The sequence below is a fragment of the Streptomyces sp. HUAS 15-9 genome, assembly GCF_025642155.1.
Classification (GTDB): domain Bacteria; phylum Actinomycetota; class Actinomycetes; order Streptomycetales; family Streptomycetaceae; genus Streptomyces.
Genome location: NZ_CP106798.1, coordinates 7,101,791 through 7,115,366, shown reverse-complemented (window position 1 = coordinate 7,115,366; position 13,576 = coordinate 7,101,791). Strand labels below are relative to the sequence as shown.

General features: G+C 71.2%; 12 protein-coding genes. 6 read left to right on the top strand and 6 right to left on the bottom strand.

What is annotated here, in order from left to right; translation table 11 throughout:
* The first annotated feature begins 39 nt into the window (after positions 1 to 39).
* Positions 40 to 639, top strand: a complete 600-nt coding sequence (locus N8I87_RS32425; RefSeq protein WP_263214047.1) for a nucleotidyltransferase family protein — start codon at positions 40 to 42, stop codon at positions 637 to 639.
* 184 nt (positions 640 to 823) lie between these two features.
* On the top strand, positions 824 to 2,446 hold the full coding sequence (gene aceB, locus N8I87_RS32420; RefSeq protein WP_263214045.1) for a malate synthase A: 1,623 nt from the start codon (positions 824 to 826) through the stop codon (positions 2,444 to 2,446).
* 4 nt (positions 2,447 to 2,450) lie between these two features.
* On the opposite strand, the gene N8I87_RS32415 is transcribed toward aceB, so the two are convergent.
* The 4 genes from N8I87_RS32415 to N8I87_RS32400 form a co-directional block, all read right to left on the bottom strand.
* Positions 2,451 to 2,720 (bottom strand): Rdx family protein, encoded by a 270-nt coding sequence (locus tag N8I87_RS32415; protein ID WP_263214044.1) that lies wholly within the window; start codon positions 2,718 to 2,720, stop codon positions 2,451 to 2,453.
* The gene (locus tag N8I87_RS32410) at positions 2,717 to 3,631 is read right to left on the bottom strand and encodes a HipA family kinase (RefSeq protein ID WP_263214043.1); all 915 of its coding nucleotides are present in this window, start codon (positions 3,629 to 3,631) and stop codon (positions 2,717 to 2,719) included. Before N8I87_RS32410 ends, N8I87_RS32415 begins: the two co-directional genes overlap by 4 nt.
* 754 nt (positions 3,632 to 4,385) lie before the next feature.
* The gene (locus N8I87_RS32405) at positions 4,386 to 5,018 is read right to left on the bottom strand and encodes a response regulator (RefSeq protein WP_263214042.1); all 633 of its coding nucleotides are present in this window, start codon (positions 5,016 to 5,018) and stop codon (positions 4,386 to 4,388) included.
* Positions 5,015 to 6,151 (bottom strand): GAF domain-containing sensor histidine kinase, encoded by a 1,137-nt coding sequence (locus N8I87_RS32400; protein WP_263214041.1) that lies wholly within the window; start codon positions 6,149 to 6,151, stop codon positions 5,015 to 5,017. Before N8I87_RS32400 ends, N8I87_RS32405 begins: the two co-directional genes overlap by 4 nt.
* Positions 6,152 to 6,393: 242 nt before the next feature.
* On the opposite strand from N8I87_RS32400, the gene N8I87_RS32395 reads away from it, so the two are divergent.
* The 4 genes from N8I87_RS32395 to N8I87_RS32380 are packed head-to-tail and all read left to right on the top strand — an operon-like array spanning position 6,394 to position 10,548.
* Positions 6,394 to 8,040 (top strand): long-chain fatty acid--CoA ligase, encoded by a 1,647-nt coding sequence (locus N8I87_RS32395; RefSeq protein ID WP_411577312.1) that lies wholly within the window; start codon positions 6,394 to 6,396, stop codon positions 8,038 to 8,040.
* Between the two features lie 47 nt (positions 8,041 to 8,087).
* Positions 8,088 to 8,426 carry a hypothetical protein gene (locus N8I87_RS32390; protein ID WP_263214039.1) on the top strand — a complete coding sequence of 113 codons (339 nt, stop codon included), beginning with the start codon at positions 8,088 to 8,090 and terminating at the stop codon, positions 8,424 to 8,426.
* Positions 8,423 to 8,947 carry a DUF485 domain-containing protein gene (locus tag N8I87_RS32385; protein ID WP_263214037.1) on the top strand — a complete coding sequence of 175 codons (525 nt, stop codon included), beginning with the start codon at positions 8,423 to 8,425 and terminating at the stop codon, positions 8,945 to 8,947. Before N8I87_RS32390 ends, N8I87_RS32385 begins: the two co-directional genes overlap by 4 nt.
* The gene (locus N8I87_RS32380) at positions 8,944 to 10,548 is read left to right on the top strand and encodes a solute symporter family protein (protein WP_263214036.1); all 1,605 of its coding nucleotides are present in this window, start codon (positions 8,944 to 8,946) and stop codon (positions 10,546 to 10,548) included. Before N8I87_RS32385 ends, N8I87_RS32380 begins: the two co-directional genes overlap by 4 nt.
* Before the next feature lie 79 nt (positions 10,549 to 10,627).
* Here the strand turns inward: N8I87_RS32380 and N8I87_RS32375 are convergent, their stop codons facing one another.
* Together N8I87_RS32375 and N8I87_RS32370 are read right to left on the bottom strand one after the other, a co-directional pair.
* A complete protein-coding gene (locus N8I87_RS32375) occupies positions 10,628 to 11,881 on the bottom strand; it encodes a PucR family transcriptional regulator (RefSeq protein WP_263214035.1) in 1,254 nt (417 codons plus the stop codon).
* A 130-nt stretch (positions 11,882 to 12,011) separates the two neighbouring features.
* Positions 12,012 to 13,571 carry a GMC family oxidoreductase gene (locus N8I87_RS32370; RefSeq protein ID WP_263214034.1) on the bottom strand — a complete coding sequence of 520 codons (1,560 nt, stop codon included), beginning with the start codon at positions 13,569 to 13,571 and terminating at the stop codon, positions 12,012 to 12,014.
* Positions 13,572 to 13,576: the final 5 nt, after the last annotated feature.

The window sequence follows — 13,576 nt, the reverse complement described above, 5'->3', positions numbered from 1 at the left end:
AAACCGGGCACCCCGCCCCGCGTCAGGTATGCAGGACACATGACGGACAACCAAGGCCGGATCGCCGGTCTGCTCCTTGCCGCGGGCGGCGGAAGGCGGCTCGGCGGTCGGCCCAAGGCACTGCTCGAACACCGGGGACGCCCCCTGGTGGAGCACGCGGTCGGGGTGCTGCGCACGGCCGGATGTGATCGCATCCATGTGGTGCTGGGCGCCCGCGCCGACGAGGTCCGGAAACGGGCGGACCTGAGCGGCTGCGTACTCGTGGACAACCCCGGCTGGGCCGAGGGAATGGGGTCCTCGCTGCGAGCGGGGCTCGATTCGCTCACCGGTACGGGCGCCCGCGCGGCCCTGGTCTCGCTGGTCGACCAGCCCGGCATCGGCCCCGAGGCGGTCGGCCGCGTCCTGGCCGCCCACGAGGACGACAGGTCCCTGGTCTCCGCCGCCTACGACGGCGTACGCGGACACCCGGTCCTCTTCGGCTGCGCCCACTGGGCCGGCATCGCCCGCACCGCGACCGGTGACCGGGGCGCCCGCGCCTATCTGAAGGAGCACGAGCGGGAGATCCGGCTCGTCGAGTGCGGCGATGTGGCCGAACCGTACGACATCGACACGACCGAGGATCTGATCCACCTTGAGTGAGCGGGATGGCACCGAGAGCCACCTTGCCTCGACCCGGAGAATCTCGACGTCAACAAACTATTGAAGTTCCACGATGAGGAAACTAGTATCCACTGTTCAGAAGCGCCCTGCCGCTCCCCGGGCGTCCTCAGTCCTACCCGGTACGACTGGCACCCGGTGCCACCGCTGAAGGAAGTGACAGCTCATGTCCGCACCAGCGCCGTCTCCGCTGGCCATCGTCGACGCCGAGCCCCTGCCCCGGCAGGAGGAGGTCCTCACCGACGCGGCGCTCGCCTTCGTGGCCGAGCTGCACCGGCGGTTCACGCCGCGCCGTGACGAGCTCCTCGCCCGCCGCGCGGAGCGCCGCGCCGAGATCGCCCGCACCTCCACGCTCGACTTCCTCCCGGAGACTGCCGCGATCCGCGCCGACGACTCCTGGCGGGTCGCCCCCTCGCCCGAGGCCCTGAACGACCGGCGCGTCGAGATCACCGGCCCCACCGACCGCAAGATGACCATCAACGCCCTGAACTCGGGTGCCAGGATCTGGCTCGCCGATTTCGAGGACGCCTCAGCGCCGACCTGGGAGAACGTCGTCCTGGGCCAGCTGAACCTGATCGACGCCTACACCCGGAACATCGACTTCACGGACGCCGGTTCGGGCAAGTCGTACGCCCTGAAGGCGAATGACGAGCTGGCGACCGTCGTCATGCGGCCCCGTGGCTGGCATCTCAATGAGCGGCACATGGTCGTCGACGGCGAGCAAGTTCCCGGCGCCTTCGTCGACTTCGGGCTCTACTTCTTCCACAACGCCCAGCGGCTGCTCGACCTCGGCAAGGGGCCGTACTTCTACCTCCCGAAGACCGAGTCCCACCTCGAAGCCCGGCTGTGGAACGACGTGTTCGTCTTCGCGCAGGACCATGTCGGCATCCCGCAGGGAACCGTCCGCGCCACCGTGCTCATCGAGACGATCACGGCCGCGTACGAGATGGAGGAGATCCTCTACGAACTCCGCGACCATGCCTCCGGGTTGAACGCCGGCCGCTGGGACTACCTCTTCTCCATCGTCAAGAACTTCCGTGACGGCGGGCCGCGTTTCGTCCTGCCGGACCGCAACGCCGTCACGATGACCGCCCCGTTCATGCGGGCGTACACCGAACTCCTCGTCCGCACCTGCCACAAGCGCGGTGCGCACGCGATCGGCGGCATGGCGGCGTTCATCCCGTCCCGCCGCGACGAGGAGGTCAACAAGGTCGCCTTCGAGAAGGTCAAGGCGGACAAGGACCGCGAGGCGAACGACGGTTTCGACGGCTCCTGGGTCGCCCACCCGGACCTGGTCCCGCTCGCCATGGAGTCCTTCGACAAGGTCCTCGGCGACCGGCCCAACCAGAAGGACCGGCTGCGCGAGGACGTGCACGTCGAGGCGGCCGACCTGATCGCGATCGACTCGCTCGGGGCCAAGCCGACGTACGCGGGTCTGGTCAACGCCGTGCAGGTGGGCATCCGTTACATCGAGGCGTGGCTGCGCGGCCTCGGCGCGGTCGCCATCTTCAACCTCATGGAGGACGCGGCCACCGCCGAGATCTCCCGCTCGCAGATCTGGCAGTGGATCAACGCGGGCGTCGAGTTCGAGAACGGCGAGACGGCGACCCCCGAGCTGGCCCGCAAGGTCGCCGCCGAGGAACTGGCCGCCATCCGTGAGGAGATCGGCGGCGAGGCCTTCGCGGCCGGCCACTGGCAGCAGGCCCACGATCTGCTGCTCCAGGTCGCCCTCGACGAGGACTACGCGGACTTCCTCACCCTGCCCGCGTACCAGCAGCTCACCGGCTGAGACCTCATCCTTCCGAGTGGCCCAGGGACTTTCCCGGGGCCACTCGGTCGCGTACGGCCCGCTTCACCGCCGTGGGCTCCGGGAAACCCTGCTCCCGCCGGTCCCAGACCACCTCGTCGCCCACGCGGACCACGAAGACCCCGCCCTTGCCGGGCTTGAGGGCGAGCTCGGTCAGCTCCTCCTCGAAGGTCGTCAGCAACTCCTGCGCGAGCCAGGCGGCACGCGGCAGCCAGCGGCACTGGGTGCAGTACTCGATCTCGACGCGCCCGCTCATCCGAGGTGCGCCGACCAGTCCTGTTCCGCCGCCGGCCTGCCGTGCAGGTCGGGAACCCGCTTGAGCCAGTTCGGACGGCCCTGCTGGGTCCTCGCCGCCCGGCCGGCCTCCTCGGCGGCCAGCTCCTCCCGGGTGGGGAAGTCGGTCGGGAGCCAGGCGGCCGACGCCCGCACGCGCGCGTGGAGGTAGTCCACATACGTCCTGCGCACCTCGTCCGGCGTCGTGAACCCCTCGTCCCCCCTCAGCCAGGCGTCGGGGACCCCGGCGACGATCTCCCGCAGCAACTCCTCCGTCACCCTGGGCGCCAGCTCCGCGTCGGCCGCCCGGGTGTCGGGCGCGTAGTGCCCGAGGGCGTGATGGCGGAAGTCGTACGCCTTGGCGGGATCCGACGCGTCCCAGCGGTGGTGGAAGACGAGGGCGGCGCCGTGGTCGATCAGCCACAGGTGCGGGGGTACGGTGCCGAGGGTGGGCCAGACCATCAGGTTGGAGCTGTGGACCGTGCGGTCGACGTTCACGGTGAGGGCGTCGAGCCAGACGATCCGGCCCGCCTCCAGTGGATCGACCCGGAAGGTCTTCGCAACCTCCGGGGTGAAGTCCTTCGCGCCCGGCAGATAGTCCATGCCGAGGTTGAGGCCCTGGCTCGCGATGTGCAGGTCCCGTACCTCCTGGTGCGGCTCGCTGTCGGCGATCGCCGGGTCGAAGTGCACCAGGACCAGCTCGGGGAACCGCAGCCCCAGCGCCCGCGCGAGCTCGCCCACGATCACCTCGGCGACCAGCGCCTTGCGGCCCTGCGCGGAACCCGTGAACTTGACGACGTATGTGCCGAGGTCGTCGGCCTCGACGACTCCGGGGACGGAGCCACCGGAGCGCAGGGGTTCGATGTAGCGGGTTGCAGTAATCTGCCTCAGCATCTTCCAACGCCTCGAAGCGCGCCTGTCTTACGTTCCATGGCCGACTCCACTCCCCGGCAGCCCGTCATGGCAGTACGTCCCTTGCTTCCGGCCTCCGGCACGAAGCGAGCATAGTAACCAAGCGTGACAGCCGGAAAGGAGCGGCCGAGCCGTCTGCCGGCGTCGCCACCGACTTCCCTGCCGGCAGCATGATCGAGGCCCAGGTGTGCCGCAGCACGTGGAAGCCGTCCTTCGGCGGCGCCTCCCACTGCCACTCCTTCGCGCCCTCGGCCGCGGCGGAATGACGCCGGCCTTGGCCGTCGCCGGTTTCCCATGCCTGTCCGCCTCCGGCTTCCCCGCGGAAGCTCCACCTCTGGAGATCTTCGACGGCGAAGGACGCCTCGGTCACAGTCGACGTCCTCCGGGCTCAACCCGAAGACTTCACCCTGACGATGTCCGCACCCGAGTACGACAGCTGTCCGACGTCACCGGCCGGTAACGGCGTCCCAGCCCGACGCGTCTGCTGCTGTCGGTCTGCCTGCGACCTGCCTGCGACCTGCCGCAGAAGGCGGCGATGTTCTGCCGGCCGACGGGCGTGACCTCCTGGCGAGCCTGATTACGGACGCCCGCGAAGCGGCCGTCGTACTCGCCGAAGCCAGAACTGCCGGCTTCGGCACCGGCGCGGGGACCCCTCGCAGGTGTTCACCGTCCATGGCGACGCCGCGCGGCCGGGGCTAGGGCTGGGGCCGGGGCTAGGGCTGGGGCTGGGGCTGCCCTACAGGATCCCGCGCTCGCTCGCGCGTGCCAGGGCCTCCACGCGGTTGCGGGCGCCCAGCTTCTCCAGCGTCCGCTGGAGATAGGTCTTGACCGTGTTCCGGCTCAGGCCGAGCACGTCGGCGATCTCCGGGTTGGTCTCGCCCATCGCCACCCTGCGCAGGATCTCGTACTCTCGGCGGGTCAGGCCACTCTCCTTGAGCCTTCGGTTCAGCAGCACGCTGAGCAGGTGGTCCGGACTGGTGCGGACCACCCGTTCCCCGGCGTTGACCCGGCGGACGACGTCCATCAGATCCGAACGCTGCGCGTCCTTGACGACCACGGCGTGCGCTCCGGCGCCGAGTGCCTCCTCCAGGGCGGCGTGCTCGGGATAGGCGGTGAAGATCACCACTTTGACGCCGGGGACGTGGGTCCGCAGCTCCCGGACGACCTCGGGGGCGAGCATGTCGGGCAGGCGCAGGTCCAGCAGGACTACGTCCGGCACCAGCCGCTCGGCCTCGCTGATCGCCTCCCGCCCCGAGCTCGCGTACCCGGTGACGGTGATCCAGGAGGCGTTGCCGAGCGCCAGGGCGACACCGTCGCGGACGATGGGATGGTCGTCCACGACCAGTACGCGCACCGTCGGTTCGTTCACGCCGGCACCCACATCTGGACAGTCACGCCGCCGTCCTCGTTGCTGCCGACGTTGACCCGGCCGCCCACCCGTTCCAGGCGCTCCGTCATGGTGGACAGGCCGATGCCCCCGGAGGAGCCGCCCTCCGGGGGCAGACCGACGCCGTCGTCGGCGATGGTCACGCAGACGCCCCCGGACAGGGTGAACACGCTCATCACGACGGAACGGGCCCGCGCGTGCTTCTCCACGTTCAGCAGCGCCTCCCGCGCCGCGTCGGTCAGTGCCCTGATCCCACCCGGCGCGAGGCCCGGCACCTCGGTCACCATGATCAGCCTGGCGATCACGCCGGTACGCTGCTGGAAGGCCCTGCAGTCACCGCGCAGCGCGACGCCGAGAGCCACCTCCTCCGGGGGCGCGTGCAGCGCGTGCAGGGACACGCGCAGCGCGGCGGCCGCCTGGATCGCCTGCTCCTCCAGGTCTGCCAGACGTGCCGACACGGCGTCCCCGGCCGGCAGCTCCTCGGCCAGCGTGCGGATGCCCGTGCCCAGGGTGAAAAGCATGGCCCCCACGGTGTCGTGCAGGTCCAGCGCGAGCCGGCGCCGTTCCTCGTGCACGGCGACCTCCGCCGCGTGACGGGCACGCTCCGCCACTACAGCGGCTGCCGCCGCCCGGCTCGCCGCCTGTTCCAGGGCCTGCGTCGTGCGGTCGCCGTACAGGGAGGGCTCGCGGTTCGCGCCGTAGAGGACGCCCAGCAGCCGGTCGTCGTGGATGACGGGCACGGCGATCATCGCACCGAGCCCCTCGGTCTCCGCCTGTGCGTTGAAGTGGTGGGTGATGGTGTCGGAGCGGCGATAGTCACTGACCCACAGGGGCCGGCGCCGGAGCATCACCTGTCCGCCCAGCCCGCACCCGGCCGAGACGACCAGGCCGTCCACGGCGGGCGTGCGGGCGTGCACGACGTGCCCGAGCACCAGCCGGTCGGCCCCGTCCGGTTCGCCCACCCACGCGACGTCCACGCCGCCCAGCTCGGGAACGTCGTCCACGATCCGGCGCATGGCTACGGACTGGTCGAGCAGCGCGAGAACCTGGCTGTATCCCTCGGTGAGCTCGAACAGGGCGCTCGGCAGTGGCCGGTCCCGGCTCCCGTCTGACACGTTCGTCATGGTAGGTCGTCTCCCGCCGGCGGACCAGGAGTGAACGCACGCACTCCGGTCCCACATCCTGCCTCGCCGCAAGTGCCCTGACCATCTCCGAATGGAGACCTCCGGACTCATATCTCCGCCTGGAGCTACTCGCGCCCCGGTGCGGCGCCCAGGATCGCGGCACGAGCCGCAGCGGCCGGTGAGGTGGCGGAGCCGCACCCACCGGCATCGAGATCCGAGGGACGCCCACGCACATGCCCAGCCGAGACCCCATCCACAGCACCATGCAGGCCGTGCCCCTGCTCGTGAGAAGACTGCTTGAGAACGGTATGAGACTGCACGGTGGCAGTGAGGTCGTCACCGCCACGGACACCGGCACCCGCAGCGCCGACTACGCCCGCGTCGGCCGCAACGCCGCCGCGCTCGCCCACGCGCTGGCCGGCCTCGGCGTAGGACACGGCGACCGGGTGGCCACCTTCATGTGGAACAACCAGGAGCACCTGGAGGCGTACCTCGCCGTGCCCGCCATGGGCGCCGTGGTCCACCCCCTGAACATCCGTCTCTTCCCCGATCAGCTCACCTACATCGCCAATCACGCAGAGGACACGGTCGTCATCGTCGACGGCTCCCTGCTGCCGGTCTTCTCCGCGCTGCTGCCCGGCATGCGCACGGTGCGGCACGTCATCGTCAACGGGGAGGCGGAGTCCGCGCTCACGCCCGACGCCACGGTGAGCGTCCATGACTACGGCCGGCTGCTGGAGGGGCGGCCAGGGTCGTACGACTGGCCGGACCTGGACGAGAACCAGGCGGCGGCCATGTGCTACACCTCCGGGACCACGGGCAACCCCAAGGGCGTCGTCTACAGCCACCGCTCGCTGTACCTGCACTCGCTGGGCATCAGCCTGCCGGACCTGATGAACATCTCCGCCCGGGACCGCCTGCTCGCCATCGTCCCGCAGTTCCACGCCCAGGCCTGGGGCCTGCCGTACGCTGCCTTCCTCACCGGCGCCTCGCTCGTCATGCCGGACAGGTTCCTGGCTCCCGCGCCGCTCGCGCGGTTCATCGCCGCCTCCCGCCCCAACAAGGGCGCAGGCGTGCCGACGGTGTGGCAGGGCCTGGCCGATCACGTCCGGCAGCACCCCGGCGCCGACGTCTCCAGCCTCGAGGAGGCCGTCGTGGGCGGCTCCTCCTGCCCGCCGTCGCTGATGCGGACCTACGAGGACGAGCTGGGCATCCGGCTGCTGCACGCCTGGGGGATGACCGAGGTCTCGCCGCTGGGCGCCCTGGCCCGCGCGCCCGAGGGCACCGAAGGAGAGGACGCCTGGCGCCACCGCCTCAGCCAGGGCCGCTTCCCGGCACCGGTGGAGGCCAGGCTCATCGGCCAGGACGGGGCCGTGCTGCCCTGGGACGGGCTGAGCATCGGGGAGTTGGAGGTGCGCGGTCCCTGGATCACCGGCTCCTATCACCTCGACGACGACCCGGAGAACTTCCACGACGGCTGGCTGCGCACCGGTGACGTCGGAACGATCGGTGCCGACGGCTTCCTCACCCTCACCGACCGGGTCAAGGACGTGATCAAGTCGGGCGGGGAGTGGATCTCGTCCGTCGAGCTGGAGAACCACCTCATGGCGCACCCGGCGGTGGCCGAAGCGTGCGTCGTCGCGGTCCCGGACGACAAATGGGGGGAGCGTCCCCTGGCCACGGTCGTGCTCCGGGACGGGAGCGGCACCACGCACGACGAACTGCGGCGGTTCCTCGCCGGCAAGGTGGCCGCCTGGCAGCTGCCGGAGCGCTGGGCGCTTCTCGAGGAGGTGCCCAAGACATCCGTCGGCAAGTTCGACAAGAAGACGCTGCGCAAGCAGTACGCGGACGGGGAGCTGGCCGTCGACGTCGTCTCGTGAGCCGCACCCCGTCCGGGACCATCCACCCATCTCCCCGAGGAACTGTCATGAGCCGCATGACCCTCCCCCCCGAAGAGGATCAACAGTCGGTGTCGGCCCTGTACCTGAGCCGGCTCGATCACGAGTCCCTGTATTCCGACGCGGAGCTGCTTCGGGCCATCGCCGAGACCGTCGAACGAGTCGGGGGGCGACAGCGCCTCGCCGACCGGTACGCCGAGACACTGCGCGAGGAGGCTGCGGCGGGCGGCGACAGGCGCGGCGAACGGCACAAGTGGGCCCTTCGCATGGCGCGGGAGCTCGCCCGCGACCCGGCCGGTGCCGACCACCGGCTCGTGCACCGGGCGGTCGGCGGCCCGGGCAGCGAGCCACCGAGAGGGACGTCATGAGCCCGGCGTTCCCCCCGCCGCCGTCGCGGGGGCCCGATCCGGGGCAGGGCTCCGGTTCCTGGCAGGACTCCGGCCCCTGGCAGGACTCCGGCCCCTGGCAGGGACAGCAGCCATGGACGGATCCCGGCCCTCGGCAACGTCCCGCCGCTTCCGGGCGGCCGATGCCCCCGCCCCGTGCGCACCCCGCCAGGTACGGGGCACCGGCACCGTACGTCCCCGAGCGGCCCACGGACGATCCGGCCCTGCTGCGTCTGCGCGCGGCACGCCGGCGCCCGGTCTTCACCGTGGCCGGCGCAGTCATCGCGCTCTACCTGATCAACGCCCTGCTGGCGAGTGAGGCGCGCGGCGTGATGGCGGTACGGATCGCCGGGCCGCTGAACGCCGGCCTGGCCATGAGTCTCCTGCAGTGCGTCACCACCGTCTGGGCGGTCCGGTGGTACAACCGCCATGCCAGGACCCACTTCGCCCCCGGCGGCCCGCATCCGGGTGACCGGTCCGGCTCACGGGAGGATGCGCGATGACCACTGCCGCATCCGCCGCCGGCTCGTTCCCGGTGTTCGTGGTCTTCGCCGCCTTCGTGGCCAGTGCGCTGTTCCTGGCCCTGTGGGTCACGACGGACCGGGTCGCCCCGGGCGACTTCTACGTGAGTGACGGCCGGCTCACGCCGGCACGCAACGGTGTCGCACTCTTCGGTGACTACATGTCGGCCGCGACCCTGCTCGGCTCCCCCGGAGTGGTCGCGCTGGCGGGGTACGACGGCATCTCCTATCTGCTGGGCCCGATCGTCGCCTGGGTGGTGATGCTCCTGCTGATCGCCGAGCCGTTCCACAGCACCGGGCGCTACACGATCGGCGACAGCCTGGGGCGGCGTCTGCGCCCTCGGTCCGTGCACCTGGCCTCCGGCATCTCCGCCGTCGTCATCTCCCTGGTGTACCTGATCGCCCAACTGGTCGGCGCCGGGGTGCTCGCCGCGCCGATCCTCGGTCTGGACGGCACCGGTGCGCGGCAGATCATGGTCGGTGCGCTCGGCATTCTCATGGTGATCTACGTGCTGATCGGCGGCATGCGGGCGACGACGGCCGTACAGCTGGTCAAGGCCGTCCTGCTGCTCGGCGGCGGCGGATGCCTGGCCGTCCTCGTCATGTCGCGTTGTGGCTGGAACCCCTCGGTCCTGCTGACCCGGGCGGCGGACCACAGTGGGCTGGGGGAGGCCTTCCTACGGCCGGGCGTGCGCTACGGCGACGACACCGTGGGCAGGCTCGACTCGCTCAGCCTGCAACTGGCCGTGCTGCTGGGGGCCGCGGGACTGCCGCACCTGCTCATGCGGCTCGGGGCGGTACCCACCGCACGTGCGGCACGCGGATCGGTCACGTTGGCGACCTATCTGACGGTGGTGTTCTGCCTGGCGGGCGGTGTGCTGGGATTCGGCGCGATGGCCGTGCTCGGACGCGGTGCCATCACCGCCGACAGCGCCACGGGCAACTCCGCCGTCCTGCTCCTGGCCGAGCGCCTCGGCGGGGCGTTCCTGCTCACCGTGATCTCCTGCGTGGCCTTCACCACGATCCTCGCGGTGGTCGCCGGAATCGTGCTGGCCGCGTCGACCGCGCTGGCACACGACCTCTACCAGGTCGGGCTGCGGGCCGGCGGGGCATCGGAGAAGAGCGAACTCCTGGTCGCCAGGGGCGGGGTCCTGCTGATCGGGGTCACCGCCACGGGACTGTCCATGTACGCCCAGGGCCAGAACATCTCGTTCCTGGTGGGCCTGGCCTTCGCCGTCGCGGCGTCCGCGATCCTGCCGGCGCTGCTGTACCACCTGTACTGGAAGGGCTTCACCACCAGGGGAGCGCTCTGGAGCATCTACGGCGGACTGCTCTCCTCGGTGCTGCTGGTGTTGTTCTCCCCCGCCCTGTCCGGAGGTCCGGCCGCGCTGCTGCCGGACATGGACTTCGCCGTCTTCCCGCTCAGCAACCCGGCGCTGGTGTCCATCCCGCTCGGCTTCCTGTTCGGCTGGCTGGGATCGGTCCTCGACCGGAGGGAACGGGGCGGGGCGGAGTACGCCGAACTGGAGGCGCGGGTCCTGCTGGGAGCCGGAGCCGGCCCGTCCCGCGGAACCGGCCCGTGACAGGGAGACCACCGCGTCGCTGAGCCGCCCCAACCGATCCGCCGTCCCCGGCCCACCTCGGGCGGGGACGGCGCGTGCGTCAGGTGCCGGGCGTTCCGGCGGACGGGAGCCCCGTCAGCAGACGGTGCGCCTCCAGAGCGAGGTGGATCTCGCTCGCCCCCACCGGGTCGGTGGGTGAGCGCCCCGTGAGTTCCAGTACGCGCCGCAGACGGTAGGTCACGGTGTTGCGGTGGCAGTACATCCGGGCGGCCGTCTCGGTGGCGGACCCGCCCGAGGCGAACCACCGGCTCAGCGTTTCCAGCAGCACGTCCCGTTCGTGCGACGGGAGTTCGAGAACAGGGCTGAGCACCTCGCGCACCGCGTGCCGGGCCGAGTCCGGGGCGCTCACCACCATCAGGCGGACCGGTGAGTCGCCGTACGAGACCACCTCGCTGGTGCCCGGCTCGACGCAGGCGCAGGCGAGCCGAGCCTGGCGGAAGGCGCTCGGCACCTGCTCCAGGCCGTGGAAGAGGGGGCTCACCCCCACCCGTCCGGCGCCTCGCCGGCGAATGAGTTCCATGGCCTGGGCAAGGCCCCGGCCAGACCGCAGCGAGAGCAGCCCCACCTGCGCGTCCTCTTCCTGGCGCCAGACCGACCAGATGCCTTGGACCCGCAGCGCGCCCTCCACGTCGTACAGCGAATCCTCGTCCGCCGGACGTCCCCCGGCCCCGCACTCGGCACTCACCACGGCGAAGACTCCGCGCTGCGGCAGCCGCAGCGCGTCGGCGCACTCCCACAGGTGCGTGCCCTCGTCCAGTCTGCCGTCGAGCAGCGCGGCGAGCAGCAGGCTTCTCACCTGCCGGTCGTGGTGGGCCCTTTCGGTCATGGTCTCGCGGTAGGCCGTCGCCACCGCGTCGGTGAAGGCGTCACTGACCGACCAGACGGCCGTGGCGACGTACGGCATCTCGCGGGTGACGGTGTCTCCCGCCTCGCTCAGGACGCACTCCCACAGGAACCGTCCGGCGAGCCGGTAGGCGTGCGTCACCGCCGACAGCGGCACTCCGTGCTCGGCCTTGAAGCGGCCGGTGTCGTGCGGCACGCGCAGGTCGAGGGCGTCCCGGCCCAGCTGGGTGACCATGGAGTGCAGGTTGTCCGCGCAGGAGGTGCGCAGCTGGTCGTGCTTCACGTGGCCGTGGTCGCGGTAGGCGTCCTCCTCCTCGGTGATCCGGCAGGTGAGGAGGTCGGCGAACCGGTCGATCCCGGGCAGCAGCACATCGACCAGCCTGCGCATGCCGTCGTCCGTTCGCGCGCCGTCGTCCTCGCGTACACCTTTGTCCTGGGAGATGACAGTCATGGGGGCTCCCGCAGCGAAGTGAGCGGGACCGCCGCGCGGGCGGTCCCACCACGTCGGGCCAGTGGCCCGGTAGGGCCGGGCCACTGGCAGAGTAACCACGCGACGTGGCGGTGGCGAGGGGCCGCCGACGTCAGACGCCGCCGACAGCAGTGCCGCGGATGAGGTCGGCCGCCCGCTCCGCGATCATGATCGTCGGCGCGTTGGTGTTGCCCCGGACGACGGTCGGCATGACGGACGCGTCGACCACCCGCAGCCCCGCCACCCCGTGCACGCGCAGCTCGTGGTCGACCACCGGGCCGATGGCGCAGGTGCTCGTGGGATGGTAGAGGGTCTGCAACTCGCGACGCGCGTACGCCAGGAGGTCGGCGTCACTGTCGGACGCCGGCGTCAGGAAGTCCGCTCTGCGGTGCGCCCGCAGGGCGGGCCGTCCGACGATGTCCAGCACCAGCCGCAGCGCGCGGACCGCCGTGGCCCGGTCCTCCTCGGTGGTCAGGTAGTTGTGCAGGATGCGCGGCTTCGCGCTGGGCAGCGCCGAACGCAGCAGGACCTTTCCCCGGCTGGTGGGAGCGAGCAGCACCGCACCGATGTGGAAGGCGTGGTCGGTGGCCGCTCCCAGCCCCTCCTGGTGGAACATCGCCGGTACGGCGTGGATCTGCACGTCCGGGGCGTCGAGACCGTCGGTGGTCCGGAAGAACCCGCCGCCCTCACCGACGTTGGAGGTGAGGGGCCCGCGGCCCTCGGTCTCCAGCAGCCGCAGGTTTTCGGGAGTCTCGGCGGTGAGCAGGGACTCGGTGTCGGTGAGGTGGACGACGGCCAGGTGCGGATGGTCCTGGAGGTTCTCGCCCACGGGCAGGTCCACCCTGGGCGTGATGCCGAGAGCCGCGAGTTCGTCGGCGACGCCGATCCCGGAGAGCATGAGCAGCTGCGGTGAGTTGTACGCGCCCGCCGAGAGGACGACCTCCCGTTCGCACCGGAGCTCCTGCGTCGTCCCGTCCCGGTCCACCTCGACACCGACGGCCCGTTCCGCGTCGAAGAGGATCCGGGTGCACTGCGCCCCGGTGAGCACGGACAGATTGGGGCGTTCCCTCGCCGGCTTCAGATACGCGGCGGCCGTGCTGCACCGCAGGCCCCCACGCTGGGTCAGCTCGTAGTAGCCGACGCCGTCCTGCTCGGGGCCGTTGAAGTCGGGGTTGACCATGTGGCCGGCCTGCCGCGCCGCCGCCATGAAGGCGTCGACGAGGGGACTGCGGGAGCGTCCGGGGCTGACCGGGAGCGGACCGCCGGCGCCGTGCCACTCGGAGGCCCCACCGTGGTGGTCCTCGGAGCGCAGGAAGTACGGCAGGACGTCGTCCCAGCCCCAGCCCTTGGCTCCGGCGGCGGCCCAGGAGTCGTAGTCCCGGCGGTTGCCGCGGATGTAGATCATCGCGTTCATCGAGGAGGATCCGCCGAGCATCCGGCCGCGCGGCAGATAGCGCCGGCGGTCTCCCAGGCCCGGCTCGGGTTCGGTGAGGTAGTCCCAGTCGTACTTGCTGCGGAAGAGCTTGGCGAAGGCGGCCGGAACGTGGATCTCCTGCGCGTCGTCGGCCGGGCCGGCCTCCACGAGCAGGACGCGTACGTCCGGGTCCTCGCTGAGCCGGGCGGCGAGCACACAGCCCGCGGATCCCGCGCCGACGATGATGTAGTCGTACATGGTGT

Excerpts from the sequence above, each read along its gene's own strand:
- N8I87_RS32425 (WP_263214047.1), top strand. The coding sequence starts at position 40 with ATGACGGACAACCAAGGCCGGATCGCCGGTCTGCTCCTTGCCGCGGGC.
- aceB (WP_263214045.1), top strand. The coding sequence starts at position 824 with ATGTCCGCACCAGCGCCGTCTCCGCTGGCCATCGTCGACGCCGAGCCC.
- N8I87_RS32390 (WP_263214039.1), top strand. The coding sequence starts at position 8,088 with ATGAGCCGCATGACCCTCCCCCCCGAAGAGGATCAACAGTCGGTGTCG.
- N8I87_RS32375 (WP_263214035.1), bottom strand. The coding sequence starts at position 11,881 with ATGACTGTCATCTCCCAGGACAAAGGTGTACGCGAGGACGACGGCGCG.
- N8I87_RS32380 (WP_263214036.1), top strand. The coding sequence starts at position 8,944 with ATGACCACTGCCGCATCCGCCGCCGGCTCGTTCCCGGTGTTCGTGGTC.
- N8I87_RS32385 (WP_263214037.1), top strand. The coding sequence starts at position 8,423 with ATGAGCCCGGCGTTCCCCCCGCCGCCGTCGCGGGGGCCCGATCCGGGG.
- N8I87_RS32370 (WP_263214034.1), bottom strand. The coding sequence starts at position 13,571 with ATGTACGACTACATCATCGTCGGCGCGGGATCCGCGGGCTGTGTGCTC.
- N8I87_RS32415 (WP_263214044.1), bottom strand. The coding sequence starts at position 2,720 with ATGAGCGGGCGCGTCGAGATCGAGTACTGCACCCAGTGCCGCTGGCTG.
- N8I87_RS32410 (WP_263214043.1), bottom strand. The coding sequence starts at position 3,631 with ATGCTGAGGCAGATTACTGCAACCCGCTACATCGAACCCCTGCGCTCC.
- N8I87_RS32395 (WP_411577312.1), top strand. The coding sequence starts at position 6,394 with ATGCCCAGCCGAGACCCCATCCACAGCACCATGCAGGCCGTGCCCCTG.